Source organism: Klebsiella sp. CN_Kp091, assembly GCF_040065095.1.
In the GTDB taxonomy this organism is placed as follows: Bacteria; Pseudomonadota; Gammaproteobacteria; order Enterobacterales; family Enterobacteriaceae; genus Klebsiella; species Klebsiella aerogenes.
Genome location: NZ_JBEAIO010000045.1, coordinates 25639 through 40885, shown reverse-complemented (window position 1 = coordinate 40885; position 15247 = coordinate 25639). Strand labels below are relative to the sequence as shown.

At 56.8% G+C, this 15247-nt stretch carries 11 protein-coding genes; 5 read left to right on the top strand and 6 right to left on the bottom strand.

Features of this window, described 5'->3' with window-relative positions; genetic code table 11:
* Nucleotides 1-4: 4 nt before the first annotated feature.
* Together cytR and priA are read right to left on the bottom strand one after the other, a co-directional pair.
* On the bottom strand, nt 5-1033 hold the full coding sequence (cytR, locus tag ABLV17_RS19020; protein ID WP_015368928.1) for a DNA-binding transcriptional regulator CytR: 1029 nt from the start codon (nt 1031-1033) through the stop codon (nt 5-7).
* A gap of 149 nt (nt 1034-1182) precedes the next feature.
* Nucleotides 1183-3378: a primosomal protein N' gene (gene priA, locus ABLV17_RS19015; protein ID WP_087858737.1), complete on the bottom strand. Its 2196-nt coding sequence runs from the start codon at nt 3376-3378 to the stop codon at nt 1183-1185.
* 260 nt (nt 3379-3638) lie between these two features.
* Between priA and rpmE the strand changes: the two genes are divergently transcribed.
* Nucleotides 3639-3851 carry a 50S ribosomal protein L31 gene (rpmE, locus tag ABLV17_RS19010; protein ID WP_087858736.1) on the top strand — a complete coding sequence of 71 codons (213 nt, stop codon included), beginning with the start codon at nt 3639-3641 and terminating at the stop codon, nt 3849-3851.
* A 101-nt stretch (nt 3852-3952) separates the two neighbouring features.
* Here the strand turns inward: rpmE and metJ are convergent, their stop codons facing one another.
* Nucleotides 3953-4270, bottom strand: coding sequence for a met regulon transcriptional regulator MetJ (gene metJ / locus ABLV17_RS19005; RefSeq protein ID WP_004107547.1), 318 nt, complete (start codon nt 4268-4270; stop codon nt 3953-3955).
* A 266-nt stretch (nt 4271-4536) separates the two neighbouring features.
* Here metJ and metB point away from each other — a divergent pair, with 266 nt between their 5' ends.
* A complete protein-coding gene (gene metB, locus ABLV17_RS19000; protein WP_015368924.1) occupies nt 4537-5697 on the top strand; it encodes a cystathionine gamma-synthase in 1161 nt (386 codons plus the stop codon).
* A 2-nt stretch (nt 5698-5699) separates the two neighbouring features.
* Nucleotides 5700-8132 carry a bifunctional aspartate kinase/homoserine dehydrogenase II gene (locus ABLV17_RS18995; protein WP_045395300.1) on the top strand — a complete coding sequence of 811 codons (2433 nt, stop codon included), beginning with the start codon at nt 5700-5702 and terminating at the stop codon, nt 8130-8132.
* A 32-nt stretch (nt 8133-8164) separates the two neighbouring features.
* On the opposite strand, the gene malI is transcribed toward ABLV17_RS18995, so the two are convergent.
* Together malI and ABLV17_RS18985 are read right to left on the bottom strand one after the other, a co-directional pair.
* Nucleotides 8165-9181: a Mal regulon transcriptional regulator MalI gene (gene malI, locus ABLV17_RS18990; protein WP_113374903.1), complete on the bottom strand. Its 1017-nt coding sequence runs from the start codon at nt 9179-9181 to the stop codon at nt 8165-8167.
* Between the two features lie 91 nt (nt 9182-9272).
* Entirely contained in the window at nt 9273-10772 is a 1500-nt protein-coding gene (locus ABLV17_RS18985; protein ID WP_087858733.1) for a PTS transporter subunit EIIC, read from the bottom strand.
* A gap of 366 nt (nt 10773-11138) precedes the next feature.
* On the opposite strand from ABLV17_RS18985, the gene metF reads away from it, so the two are divergent.
* Together metF and ABLV17_RS18975 are read left to right on the top strand one after the other, a co-directional pair.
* Entirely contained in the window at nt 11139-12026 is an 888-nt protein-coding gene (metF, locus tag ABLV17_RS18980; RefSeq protein ID WP_087858732.1) for a methylenetetrahydrofolate reductase, read from the top strand.
* A gap of 151 nt (nt 12027-12177) precedes the next feature.
* Complete coding sequence (locus tag ABLV17_RS18975; RefSeq protein WP_113374904.1) at nt 12178-13104, top strand: DMT family transporter; 927 nt, start codon at nt 12178-12180, stop codon at nt 13102-13104.
* Nucleotides 13105-13148: 44 nt separating this feature from the next.
* Here ABLV17_RS18975 and nagE read toward each other — a convergent pair whose 3' ends face one another.
* A complete protein-coding gene (gene nagE / locus ABLV17_RS18970; RefSeq protein WP_308958614.1) occupies nt 13149-15161 on the bottom strand; it encodes an N-acetylglucosamine-specific PTS transporter subunit IIBC in 2013 nt (670 codons plus the stop codon).
* Nucleotides 15162-15247 lie beyond the last annotated feature (86 nt).

Here is a 15247-nt window from a genome sequence, read left to right as displayed (position 1 = left end):
ATGGTTATCGTCTGATTTTTTGCGTACTGCCGCGAACGATCAGTTCGCAATCGAGCAGACGCGAGCCGCTGTTGACGTTACGGCCCTGCATTTGCTCGAGTAAAAGCAGCATTCCTTCACGGCCGATATCAAAACGCGGCTGTGAAACGGTAGTTAACGGCGGATCGCAAAATTCAGACAACGCGATGTTATCAAACCCAACAATCGATAAATCTTCCGGCACCCTCAGGCCGCGACGTTTGGCCAGCGACAACGCGCCCAGCGCCATAACGTCGCTATGGCAAAAGACCGCCGTCGGCGGCACCGGCTGCGCCAGCAGTTGCTCCAGCGCGTTGGCCCCGGCTTCAAAGGTAAAGTTGCCGCGGGCGATGTAGTGCGGATCGACGGTGATACCGCTGCGGCGCAGCGCCTGAACGTATCCCTGCAGCCGGTAATGGCACAGCGGCATATCCTCCGGCCCGGCGATACAGCCGATACGTTGATGCCCCAGTTCGTGGAGATAATTAACGGCATTAAACGCGGCGGTGAGGTTATCGATATGCACGGTAGGGAGCTCCAGCTCCGGCGCAAACTCGTTCGACATGACCATCGGCGGCAAATTACGCTGCTCTTCGACGCTGGCGTCGAACGGCAGGCGTGAGCTCAGCAGCACCATACCGTCAATTTGTTTGGTGATAATGAGATCAATAAAGGTTTTTTCTTTCTGATTCTGATGGGCGCAATCGCCGATCAGCACCAGATAGCCTTCGTCGGCGGCGGTCACTTCAATGCCGCGAATCACCTCACTGAAGAAGGGATCGCAAATATCCGGCACGATCACAAGGATCGTCCGCGACTCATTGCGTTTCATGTTACGCCCGAGCGATTGCGGTAAATAGCCGACTTCCTGCGCCGCCTGCTCCACCCGACTGCGGGTTGCCTGCGACACTTTGTCGGGATTCATTAGCGCACGGGATACGGTTGCCGTTGAAACGTTTGCCTTCAGGGCGACGTCTTTCATGGTGGCGGCAACCATTTGTTTTTTGGGCTTCACCTGGTTTCTCCTCGCTGACTGCGCAGACACATCCCTTGCGTGCTGACATCAGCAACATTTTTAACAGATAGTACAGCCTGAGAGTTACAGAATTTTCATGAAAAACGTGACGGTTGTTGAATTTTTCGATCCTCCTCGCAAGAGAAGACTTAGCCTTCAATAGGATCGACATCCAGCACCCACTTCACTTTACGCGCTTCCGGCAGGGTGTTTATCAACGCCAGCGTACCGCTGACGATATGTTGTAGACGTATGCGGGAAGGGTGCTGCAGCAGAATTTGCCAGCGCCAGCGACCGCCGCGCTTTGGCGCCAGCGCGGGGACCGGGCCGAGTACCCACAGTTTATCATCGGCCAGCGGGCTGGCCTGCAGCAGGTTACGTAACTGCTGTAAAAACAGCGGCGCCTGCTGGTTATTATGGTCTTCGGCGCGGATCAGCACGTGACTGGTCCACGGCGGTAGCTGCATGGTTTGCCGTTCCGCCAGCGCCTGCTCGGCAAACGCATCGTAGCCTTTATACAGCAGGGTCTGCAGCAGCGGGTGTTCCGGATGGTGGGTTTGCAGGATTACTTCACCCTGTTTGCCCGCGCGCCCGGCACGGCCGGAGACCTGGGTATAGAGCTGGGCAAAACGCTCCGCCGAGCGGAAATCGGCGGAAAACAGCGCGCCGTCGACATCCAGCAGCGACACCAGGGTGACGTCCGGGAAATGATGTCCCTTAGCCAGCATTTGGGTGCCAATCAGAATGCGCGCGCCGCCGCGATGGACGTCGGCAAGATATTGCTCCAGCGCCCCTTTACGGCTGGTGGTATCGCGGTCGATACGTGAGATTGGCACATCAGGGAACATCGGCGCCAGCGCCTGCTCCAGCTGTTCGGTCCCGAGACCCACTGGCACCAGGTGTGTCGATCCGCAGGAAGGACATTGGCGTGGAATGGGACGCTGGCTGTCGCAGTGGTGGCAGCGCAGATGGTGCTGCGCCTGATGCAGGGTGTAGTAACTATCGCAGCGCGGGCACTCCGCTATCCAGCCGCAGTCGTGGCACAGTAGCGCCGGGGCGAAACCGCGGCGATTTAAAAACAGGATCACCTGATTGTCGGCCTGCAGATGCTGTCGCATGCGGTTAATCAGCGCAGGCGATAGGCCCGCCTGCAACTGCTGGCCTTTTAAATCCAGCACGTGCTGCTGTGCCGGACGGGCATTGCCCGCGCGTTTCGTCAGCTTTAACTCACGGTACTTACGCTGGCGTACGTTGTAGAGCGTCTCCAGCGCCGGGGTTGCCGAGCCGAGGATAATCGGGATCTGTTCGCTATGGGCGCGCCAAACTGCCAGGTCGCGAGCGTGATAACGCCAGCCTTCCTGCTGTTTATAGGAGCTATCGTGTTCTTCGTCGATGACAATAACGCCGAGGTCTTTAAACGGCGTAAACAGCGACGAGCGGGTGCCGATGACGATCGCCGCTTCGCCATTTTTCGCCTTTAACCATGATGCGAGGCGCTCGCTGTCGTTGAGACCCGAATGCAGGACCTCCACCGGAGCGTTAAAACGCTGGCGGAAGCGGGCGATAGTCTGCGGCGTCAGGCCGATTTCCGGCACCATTACCAGCGCCTGCCGACCCTGCGCCAGCACGTTCTCCAGTACGCTAAGATAGACTTCCGTTTTCCCTGAGCCGGTAATACCCGCCAGCAGCCAGGCGGAAAAACGGTCCGAGGCGCTATGAATTGCCCCGACGGCGGTCGCCTGCTCGGTATTCAGACGCAGCCGTTCGCCGGGCACAGCGAAGCTGGTCCGCCAATCGCTAATGGCTGGGGATTCGCTGGCCAATTCCGCCAGCCCTTTGCCGCGCAGCGCCTGTAGCGCCGCGTCATTGAATTCAAGCTCTGCGACCTGATAGCGCCAGATTTTGCCCTGGCGCAGCGCCGCCAGCGCCTGCTGCTGCTTCGGCGAGCGTTTAAGGCTGTTGATATCCAGCGCTTGTCCCTGTTCCGTCGCAAACCAGTACCACATTGGCGCGGCGCTGGCCGGTTTGCCCTGGCGCAGCATAATCGGCAGCGCGTGGAACAGCACGTCGCCGATGGGATGATGATAGTAATCCGCGGCCCATAGCAACATGCGCCAGACGGTAGAGGAAAAAACCGGTTCGCTATCCAGCGCTTCGGCGACCGGTTTGAGTTCGGCGAGCGGGAGTTCGCTACGCTCGCTGACCGACACCACGATACCGATTCGCTCCTGTTTGCCGAACGGCACGCGTACGCGACAGCCTGCTTTGACCAGGATGCCTTCAGGCAACAAATAGTCAAAGGTGCGGGGCAGCGGAACGGGCAGGGCGACATGAGCGACGGACATGGAATCTTCCTGACTTGAAATCTGGCGGGATAGTATACACATTACCGAAGGCGACGCGGATAAGTTTGCATCTGCTGGTCAAATTCTGTATGATTCGCCGCCTTTGGTGCGCTTTATGCCGCATCAAACATCCCAAAACCCGGGAAATTCGTTAAGCTGGTATGCGCCAGCTGTGCGAAGGTCGTCGGGAAATTATTAATATCGCGTGGTGTCTGGCGTTAGGGCTGGAAGAGCGACGCGGCCTTAACTGAGGTTCTCCCATGAAAAAAGGTATTCACCCAAATTACGAAGAAATTACTGCTACCTGTTCTTGCGGTAATGTCATGAAAATCCGTTCCACCGTTGGTCACGACCTGAACCTCGACGTGTGCGGTAAATGCCACCCGTTCTACACCGGCAAACAGCGTGATGTTGCTACCGGTGGCCGTGTTGACCGCTTCAACAAGCGCTTCAGCATCCCGGGCAGCAAGTAAGTTGCCAGAAAGAGCCGCCTCAGGGCGGCTTTTTTGTATCCTTCGTCTGGCCAGGCCGAGGGATAAAAAAAGCGGAAGATATCTTCCGCTTTTTTTATGTCTTAGTATTCCCACGTATCCGGGTCGATACCCAGTTCACGCATAATCTCTTTCGCCGCTTCCGGGATTTCATCGCTGCGCTCTTTACGCAGGTCTTCATCGTTAGGTAACGGTTGACCGGTAAAGGCATGCAGGAACGCCTCGCACAGCAGTTCGCTATTCGTGGCGTGACGCAGGTTGTTCACCTGACGACGCGTGCGTTCATCGGTGAGGATCTTTAACACCTTCAGAGGAATGGAAACCGTAATTTTTTTTACTTGCTCACTCTTCTTACCGTGCTCAGCGTATGGGCTGATATATTCGCCGCTCCATTCAGCCATGAGATACCTTAATCCTCTGTTTATTAGTTAAGGGCCAGAACATTACGCCCGGCCATAATTGCGCGTAGTTTACCGTATGAGCGCGCTTTCCGACATGAGATAAGCCGCCGCCGACGTGCGCTAATGCATATAATTTTAACGGCTATTTGTCTTTTGCTCAATCTATACGCAAAGAAGTTTAGATGTCCAGATGTATTGACGTCTATTGTGACAATGATTACTCTGAGGCCTGACTTCTCACCGAACAGCCCAGGAACTGTCCAAACATGACGCGTAAACAGGCCACCATTGCAGTGCGTAGCGGTTTAAATGACGACGAACAGTACGGTTGCGTTGTCCCGCCGATCCACCTCTCCAGCACCTATAATTTCACCGGTTTCAACGAACCTCGCGCCCACGATTATTCCCGTCGCGGCAACCCGACTCGCGATGTCGTACAGCGCGCGCTGGCGGAACTGGAAGGCGGCGCGGGCGCGGTACTGACCAATACCGGAATGTCGGCTATTCTGCTGGTGACCACGGTGTTCCTGAAACCGGGCGATCTGCTGGTGGCGCCGCACGACTGTTATGGCGGCAGCTATCGTCTGTTTGACAGCCTGGCGAAACGCGGCTGCTATCGCGTGCGCTTTGTCGATCAAAGCGATGAGCAGGCATTACGTGAAGCATTAGCGGAACAACCGAAGCTGGTGCTGGTCGAAAGCCCGAGCAACCCATTGCTGCGGGTGGTCGATATTGCGAAAATCTGCGGGCTGGCGCGTGAAGCCGGCGCAGTGAGCGTGGTGGATAACACCTTCCTGAGCCCAGCGTTGCAAAATCCGCTGGCGCTGGGCGCCGATCTGGTGTTGCATTCGTGCACCAAATATCTCAACGGCCACTCTGACGTGGTCGCCGGGGTGGTGATTGCCAAAGATCCTGAAACTGTCACCGAACTGGCATGGTGGGCGAATAATATCGGCGTCACCGGCGGGGCGTTTGATAGCTATCTGTTATTGCGTGGTTTGCGTACCCTTTCTCCGCGAATGGAAGTGGCGCAGCGCAACGCGCAGGCGATAGTCGACTATCTGAAAACCCAGCCGCTGGTGAAAAAGCTGTATCATCCGTCCCTGCCGGAGAATCAGGGGCACGAGATTGCAGCGCGTCAGCAAAAAGGTTTTGGAGCGATGCTAAGCTTCGAGCTCGATGGCGATGAGCAGACGCTGCGTCGCTTCTTGAGCGGTTTATCGCTCTTTACGCTGGCGGAATCGTTGGGGGGCGTTGAGAGCCTGATTTCCCATGCGGCGACGATGACGCATGCGGGCATGGCGCCGGAAGCGCGTGCGGCGGCAGGGATCTCGGAAACGCTCCTGCGTATTTCGACCGGTATTGAAGATGGTGAAGATTTAATTGCCGACCTGGAAAATGGCTTCCGGGCAGCAAACGAGGAATAAAGATGAGTGTGATTGCGCAGGCAGGGGCGAAGGGTCGTCAGCTGCACAAATTTGGTGGGAGTAGTTTAGCGGATGCGAAATGTTACCTGCGCGTCGCCGGGATCATGACCGACTATGCGCAGGCAGGCGATATGATGGTCGTCTCTGCCGCCGGTAGCACCACCAACCAGCTGATTAGCTGGCTGCAGCTAAGCCAGACCGATCGTCTTTCTGCGCATCAGGTGCAACAAGCGCTGCGTCGCTATCAAATGGATCTGATCGCCGGCCTGTTGCCGGCGGACGCCGCTGACGCGCTGATCGCGACGTTTATTCACGATCTTGAACGTCTGGCGGGTCTGCTGGATAGCGGCGTCACCGATGCGGTATATGCCGAAGTTGTCGGCCATGGCGAAGTGTGGTCCGCGCGCCTGATGGCGGCGGTACTGAACCACCTTGGCGTTGAAGCCGCCTGGCTGGACGCGCGCGCTTTCCTGCGCGCGGAACGTGCCGCGCAGCCGCAGGTTGATGAAGGCTTGTCCTACCCGTTGTTACAACAGTTGATGGCGCAGCACCCCAACAAACGGCTGGTGGTTACCGGCTTTATCGCTCGTAACAATGCCGGGGAAACCGTACTGCTGGGCCGTAACGGTTCCGACTACTCCGCCACCCAAATTGGCGCGCTGGCCGGGGTCTCCCGCGTCACCATCTGGAGCGATGTGGCCGGGGTCTATAGCGCCGACCCGCGTAAAGTGAAAGATGCGTGCCTGCTGCCGCTGCTGCGTCTTGATGAAGCCAGCGAGCTGGCTCGCCTGGCGGCGCCGGTGCTGCACGCGCGTACGCTACAGCCGGTTTCCGGCAGCGATATCGATTTACAGCTGCGCTGCAGCTACACCCCCGACCAGGGTTCGACGCGCATTGAGCGCGTGCTGGCATCCGGCACCGGCGCGCGTATTGTCACCAGTCACGACGACGTCTGCCTGATTGAATTCCAGGTGCCTGCCGGGCAGGATTTCAAGCTGGCGCATAAAGAGCTGGATCAGATTTTCAAACGCGCGCAGCTGCGCCCGCTGGCGGTGGGCGTGCATGCCGACCGTAAGCTGCTGCAGTTCTGTTACACCTCTGAGGTGGCCGATAGCGCGCTGAAGCTGCTGGACGAGGCGGGCCTGCCGGGCGAGCTGCGTCTGCGCCAGAAGCTGGCGCTGGTCGCGATGGTCGGCGCGGGCGTGACCCGCAATCCATTGCACTGCCACCGTTTCTGGCAGCAATTGAAAGGGCAGCCGGTAGAGTTTACCTGGCAATCGGAAGAGGGTATCAGCCTGGTGGCGGTACTGCGCGCCGGCCCAACCGAGAGCCTGATTCAGGGGCTGCATCATTCCGTGTTCCGTGCTGAAAAACGCATCGGTCTGGTGCTGTTCGGCAAAGGCAATATCGGTTCCCGCTGGCTGGAGTTGTTCGCGCGCGAGCAGAGCACGCTTTCCGCCCGTACCGGCTTTGAGTTCCTGCTGGCCGGGGTGGTGGATAGCCGCCGTAGCCTGCTGAACTATGAAGGCCTGGATGCCAGTCGCGCATTGGCATTCTTTGAAGATGAAGCGGTCGAGCAGGATGAAGAGTCGCTATTCCTGTGGATGCGCGCGCACCCTTATGATGATTTAGTGGTGCTGGACGTGACCGCCAGCGAGCAGCTGGCCGATCAGTATCTGGATTTCGCCAGCCACGGCTTCCACGTGATCAGCGCCAATAAGCTGGCGGGCGCCAGCAGCAGCGATAAATATCGCCAGATCCACGACGCCTTCGAAAAAACCGGCCGTCACTGGCTGTATAACGCCACCGTCGGCGCAGGCTTGCCGGTTAACCATACGGTGCGCGATCTCATCGACAGCGGCGATACCATCCTGGGGCTGAGCGGTATCTTCTCCGGTACGCTCTCCTGGCTGTTCCTGCAGTTTGACGGCACGGTGCCATTTACCGAACTGGTGGATCAGGCCTGGCAGCAAGGGCTGACCGAACCGGACCCGCGCGTTGACCTGTCAGGTAAAGACGTGATGCGCAAGCTGGTGATCCTGGCGCGCGAAGCTGGTTACAATATCGAGCCGGATCAGGTGCGCGTGGAATCGCTGGTTCCGGCGCATTGCGAAGAGGGCTCGGTTGACCACTTCTTTGAGAACGGCGAAGAGCTGAACGAACAGATGCTGCAGCGCCTTGAAGCCGCCCGTGAAATGGGGCTGGTGTTGCGTTACGTGGCGCGTTTTGATGCCAACGGTAAAGCACGCGTCGGGGTCGAAGCGGTGCGTCAGGAACATCCGCTGGCGGCGCTGCTGCCGTGCGATAACGTCTTCGCTATCGAGAGTCGCTGGTATCGCGATAACCCAATGGTGATTCGTGGGCCAGGCGCGGGTCGCGATGTTACCGCCGGGGCTATTCAGTCAGATATTAACCGTCTGGCGCAACTGCTGTAATCTCTCAAGCCGGTCCGCTGGGCCGGCCTTCATTATGCGGATTCCCGCGCGACGAGCTGCCCGGAGAGGGTGATATGCTGCGTCGGCAGCGTGGGTTCTTTGATCTTGCGGATAATTAACGCGGCGGCCTGACGGCCGGTCTCTTCGCTGGCGGATGAGACATAGGTAAAGGACGGCGAGGTCAAATTCACATGCATCATATCTTCGAAACCCACCAGCGCCACCTGCTGGGTAAGAAAAACATCTTTACCTACCGTCCGCCCCACCTGATGAATACCGTTGAGACAGCCAATCATCGCGTCCGGCGAATGGCACAGCAGCGCGGTAATAGCGTTGTTCTGTTCCAGTAGCTGACGGGTGGCGATACTCGCGGCCTGCGTGTTGTCGTGACAGGCAGGCGCAAACTCTTCGCGCACCGCCATGCCGTTTTTCTCCAGCGTGCTGTAAAAGCCGAGCAATCGCTGCTGGCGGATGAGATCGTTTTCCTGACCGCCGATATAGGCAATGTAGCGATGGCCGCGCTCGATCAGATAACGCGCGGCGATGCTCGCGGCCTGACGGTTATCGCGGACCACGCGATCGCGGTTGTCGATTAACGGCGTTTGCGAGACGGCCACTAGCGGTAGCGGGCAACGCAGCAGCGCTGCTGGCAGCGTATTGCTGGTGGTATCAGCATCAAGATAAATCACGCCGGCGACGCCCTGTTGTTTAAATGACAGCAGGCAGCGATCCAGATAGTCGCTATCGTTAAGCGGCTGACCGAGAAAAACCATGTAGCCCTGTTTCTCCAGTTCCTGCACGATATTGGCCATCACTTTGATGGAAAAACTGTCGTTGAAATCGCGAAGAATCAGGCCGATCAGATTGGTGGTGTTGGCGCGAAGGTTGGCGGCGGCGACGTTATGCACATAGCCGAGCTCCTGGATGGCAGCATTGACTTTTTCGATGGTGGCGTCGGAAATCTTCCCTTTTTGACGTAATACCAGCGAGACCGTAGAAACGGAAACTCCGGCCAGTTTCGCCACATCTATAATGCTGACTTTCTTCAAAATCGCTCCATGAAAACTGTTATATGACAGTCAGATAGCAGAAGATCGCTTCTCCGGGACAAGCGATCTTCCACACCATAACATCTTCTGCTTATTTGCCAATCATCCCCGACATGGTTTGGGCGATAAATTGCGCCCTGGCGCCAAAAATTATCTGGATACCGTTATCACCGACGAAGACTACGCCGCGCGCGCCGATACTGTTGAGACCGTCTTTATCTACCGCATCGCGTTCGGCAACCTCCAGACGCAAGCGGGTGATGCAGGCGCCAACCGAGTCGATATTCTGCGAACCGCCGAGAAGGCTGACTATTTCGGTTGCCAGTTCGGTGTCGGTTTTATCATTGGCCGTTACGGTGATATCGGTACGTCCCGGCGTTTTCACATCGAAGCGGCGGATCACGAAACGGAAGGTGAAATAATAAATCAGCGCCATCGGCACGCCAACAATCACCGCGCTGAGGAAGTTTGTCTGATAGCCGTTCATGGAAGGCAAAATTCCGAAGGAGATATAGTCGATAAGCCCGGCGGAGAACGACTTGGCGATATGCGCGTGCAGCAGGTACATGGTCATGTACGAGAGCCCCGCCATAATGGCGTTAAAGACGTACAGAATCGGCGCCACGAAGATAAAGGTGAATTCGACGGGTTCGGTGATGCCGGTCAGGAAGCAGGTCAGCGCGGCGGAGAACAGAATACCGGCCGCGATTTTTTTATTTTTAGTATGCGCTTCGTGATACATCGCCAGACAGGCGGCCGGCAGAGCGAACAGCATCAGCGGGAATTCACCCTGCATAAATTTGCCGGCGTTTTGATAACTGTCGGTGCTAAAGGATTTCACCCCTTCTTCCAGCATCTTAAACCAGATGGTCTGGTCGCCGTGGATCATCTGGCCTGCCTGGGTAGTGTAATCGCCGAAGGAGTACCAGAAGGAAGGGTACCAGATGTGGTGCAGGCCAAGCGGGATCAGCGCGCGTTCAACGAGGCCGAAAATAAAGGTTGAGGCGGCCTGGTTATCGCCGTTAATCACCATCGACAGGGAATCAATACCGGCCTGGATATGCTGCCAGACGTAAGGTAGCAGCAGGCCGAGGATGAACGACAAGAAGGCGGTGGCGATCGCCACGAAGCGCTTACCGGAGAAGAAGCCGAGGAATTCCGGTAATTGCAACGTATGGAAGCGGTTATAACACCAGGCGGCGAGGATCCCGCAGATAAGCCCGCCGAATACCCCCATCTGTAACGTCGGGATGCCGACCACCATCGCGTATTTCCCGCCCTGTGCGGCCATTTCCGGCGTGATACCGAGCACGGTACCAATGGTGATGTTGGTGACGAAAACGGAGACCGCCGCCGATAGCGCGGCGATACCGGATTCTGACGCCAGGCCGACCGCGGAGCCGATAGCGAAGAGCATCGGTAGGTTATCGAAAATAATACCGCCGGCATTCATCATCAGCGGTAAATGGAATTTGTCCCCGAAGGCCAACAGCAAGCCGGCGGCCGGGAGGAGCGAAATCGGCAGCATTAAGGCGCGGCCGATCATCGACAGTTTTGATAATGATTTTATGAACCCTGACCACAGACTCATGCTGATTACCCCGAATAGATATTATTGGCGATGATATGTTAAGTAGAACGTTCTACTAGAACGTTCTACTTAATGTGGATCAAGGCGGGCGTTGCTGCAATAGTAATCGTCATGCCAGGGGGGGAGATGTGCGATTTTTTGAACTACTTCAAATTACGTTGTGGACAAAATCTGAAAACAACGCCAGGGCGCGCCTGGCCTGACGCCAGATGAACTTTTTTCACTTTGACTGAAAATTCCTCACTGTTTACGCAGATTTTTCTATTGACGCCTGCCCGCTTTTCCGTCATTTTTACATCTGGACGTCTAAACGTATAGAAGTTCGCAACACGACTGATAAATATAATGCGATTGATGAGGTAAGGTATGAGCTTTTTTCACGCCAATCAGCGGGAAGCCCTGAATCAGAGCCTGGCGGAAGTCCAGGGCCAGATTAATGTGTCCTTTGAATTCTTTCCGCCGCGTACCAGTGAAATGGAGCAAACCCTGTGGAAATCCATCGATCGCTTAAGCAGCCTGAAGCCGAAGTTTGTTTCCGTCACCTACGGGGCGAACTCCGGCGAGCGCGACCGCACCCACAGCATTATTAAAGGCATTAAAGACCGCACCGGTCTGGAAGCGGCGCCGCACCTGACCTGTATCGACGCCAGCCGCGATGAACTGCGCGCGATTGCCCAGGATTACTGGAACAACGGTATTCGCCATATCGTCGCGCTGCGCGGCGACCTGCCGCCGGGTAGCGGCAAGCCGGAGATGTACGCCGCCGATCTGGTCACGCTGCTGAAAGAAGTGGGTGATTTTGATATCTCCGTCGCCGCCTATCCGGAAGTCCATCCGGAAGCCAAAAGCGCGCAGGCCGATCTGTTAAACCTGAAACGTAAAGTAGAAGCCGGCGCTAATCGCGCGATCACTCAGTTCTTTTTTGATGTCGAAAGCTACCTACGTTTCCGTGACCGCTGCGTCTCCGCCGGTATCGACGTGGAAATTATTCCGGGCATTCTGCCGGTCTCTAACTTCAAGCAGGCGAAGAAATTTGCCGATATGACGAACGTGCGTATTCCGACCTGGATGTCGAAAATGTTCGAAGGACTGGATAACGATGCCGAAACGCGCCAGCTGGTAGGGGCGAATATCGCCATGGACATGGTGAAAATTTTAAGCCGCGAAGGAGTGAAAGATTTCCACTTCTACACCCTGAATCGCGCCGAAATGAGCTATGCCATTTGCCATACTCTGGGCGTGCGTCCGGCGTAATCACCTGCTTTACCTCTTGTTTCATCCTTACCGGGGCGGCGAACTGCAGTTTGCCGCCCTCTTTTTTAGCACGAAAAGTGCGCTCTGCCTTTAAGCAACCTGCCGCCAAAGCGAGTATAGTGCCCGCAAAAATAATGACGGTGGAGAAGTTATGACGGTTGCAAGGAACAGCAATCTCCTGGCCGGTTGCGGCCTCGTCCTGCTGACGCTTATCTGGAGCTACAGCTGGATTGCGATGAAACAGGTAACGCTCTATATCGGAGCCTTCGATTTTACCGCGCTGCGCTGCATCTTCGGCGCGATTGTGCTGATGGCGGTGCTGGCGCTGCGCGGGCGCGGCATGCGGCCGACGCCGTTTGGCTATACCCTGGCGATTGCGCTGCTGCAAACCTGCGGCATGGTCGGCCTGGCGCAGTGGGCGCTGATGAGCGGCGGCGCCGGTAAAGTCGCCATTCTCAGCTACACCATGCCGTTCTGGGTGGTGATCATGGCGGCGCTGTTTTTAGGCGAGCGCATGCGGCGGCTACAGTATGCCGCTATCGTCCTGGCGGCGTGCGGTCTACTGCTGGTGCTGCAGCCGTGGCAGTTGGATTTCTCCTCGATGAAAAGCGCGCTGCTGGCGATCCTCTCCGGCATCAGTTGGGGAGCGAGCGCCATTGTCGCTAAACGCATGTATCGGCGCTATCCGCGCCTCGATTTACTATCATTAACCGCCTGGCAGATGCTATATGCCGCGCTGGTGATGAGCGTAGTGGCGTGGCTGGTGCCGCAGCGCAGCATTGACTGGCAGCCTGGGGTTTTTTGGGCGCTTGGCTATAGCGCGATCCTGGCTACGGCGGTGGCCTGGAGCCTGTGGCTGTATGTCCTGCGTAACCTGCCTGCCAGCGTCGCCGGCCTGAGTACGCTGGCGGTACCGGTCTGCGGCGTGCTGTTTTCCTGGTGGCTGCTGGGTGAAAATCCGGGGCTGGTGGAAGGCGCCGGCATTGTGCTGATTGTCGCTGCGCTGGCGATTATCAGCCTTAAAAAGCGCCACGCTCAGGGGCAATCTGTTGAGCGGCCGGCGACGGCGGCAAAATAATCATTCAATGTGGCCGCAGGGCGCGGCCACATTGTCTATTAATTTTATCCCTTGATGTGGTACAGCGGTTCTCCTGCTTTCACCTGACCCTGCGCTTTGATTTCCAGCTGCGCGAACTCCTCTATATTGCTGCAGAGCACCGGGCTTACCATCGAACGCACGTTAGCTTCGAGGTACACGAGATCCATTTCGAGAATCGGCTGACCTGCGACAACGGTAGCGCCTTCTTCCGCCAGCCGGGTAAAGCCCTGACCCGCCAGCGCAACGGTATCAATCCCCATATGCACCACGATCTCAGCGCCATCTTCGGTTTCAAGACAGAAGGCATGATTAGTGTTGAAAATCTTGATGAGAGTACCCGCCGCGGGTGAAACCACAATCTTGCTGGCCGGCAGGATGGCGACACCATCGCCGACGGCGCCGCTGGCAAAAGCTTCATCTGGGACGTGCTTCAGCGCGATCAGCTCACCGCTTACCGGTGCGACGAGCTCGATAACTCGCAATGCATTCGCTGCCTTGCGTGGACTGTTGTGGGCCTGCGCGGTGACGCTGGGTAGCGCCTGCGCGGCATCGACATGGCCCGCTGTTTTCATGGCGGTGGCGATTTTTTCCGCCACGAAGCCAACGATTATCTGCACGTTGCTGGCGTTGAGGCGAATGACCCCGCTGGCGCCGAGGCGGCGAGCCAGCGCTTCATCGACCAGCGTTGCATCCTTAACGCCAAGGCGCAGGCGGGTGATGCAGGCGTCGATATTGGTGAGATTATCGGAACCGCCGATGGCGGCAATGTACTGGCGCGCCAGCGCGCTGATATCCTGCTGTTTTGCGGCGCTCAGGTTTACATCTTCGCCGTCGGCGGCGCTGCCGGCAACGGCCAGCTCGCGGCCCGGCGTCAGCAGGTTGAAGCGGGTGATGGTGAAGCGGAAAACCAGATAATAAATCGCGAAGTACACTAGTCCCATGGGGATAAGCAGATACCAGTGGGTTGCCAGCGGATTGCGTGATGCCAGTACCATATCGACCAGACCGGCGCTGAAGCCGAATCCGGCAATCCAGTGCATGCTGGCGGCGATGAAGACGGAAACGCCGGTTAAAAAGGCGTGGATGACGTACAGCGCCGGGGCCACGAACATGAAGGAAAATTCCAGCGGTTCGGTAATGCCGGTGAAGAAGGCAGCAAACGCGCCAGCCATCATAATCCCCATCACTTTCGCTCTATTTTCCGCGCGGGCGCATTGGTACATGGCCAGCGCCGCGCCCGGCAGACCGAACATCATGACCGGGAAAAAGCCCGCCTGATAACGACCGGTAATACCGACCACCGCTTTACCGGAGGCGATGGACTGCGCGCCGCCGAGGAAATTAGGGATGTCGTTAATCCCAGCGACGTCGAACCAGAATACCGAGTTCAGGGCGTGATGAAGGCCGACCGGGATGAGCATGCGGTTGAAAAAAGCATAGATCCCCGCGCCTAATGAACCCAGTTTCTGTATATGTTCACCGAAGCTAACTAGTCCGCTAAAGACCACCGGCCAGATGAACATCAGGACAAACGCCACGACAATCATGGTAAATGAAGTGAGGATCGGCACCAGACGACGTCCGCTGAAGAACGAGAGCGCTTTCGGTAACTCCGTGCTGCTAAAGCGATTATAGAGTTCAGCCGAAATAATGCCGACCATGATGCCGATAAACTGATTTTTAATCTTCGCAAAGGCCGCAGGCACCTGCTCGATTGGGATCTGTTGGATCATGGCGACAGCTGCTGGCGAACAGAGCGTGGTTAATACCAGAAAGCCGACAAACCCGGCCAGCGCGGCGGCGCCGTCTTTATCTTTCGACATGCCGTAAGCTACCCCGACGGCAAACAGGACGCCCATATTATCGATAATGGCTGAACCGGACTGAATACACAGTGCCGCCAGCGCGTTAGAACTGCCCCAGCCGTTGGGATCGATCCAGTAACCGATGCCCATTAAAATGGCGGCGGCAGGTAAAGTGGCGACGGGCACCATCAATGCCCGGCCAACTTTTTGTAGATAACCCAAAATATTCATATGAATTCCCTTAAAATAATAAATCCTGAAGCCGCATGTAATAAAGCGACTGACCTGTATAACGATGGGCAGTTAAATTTAATTAG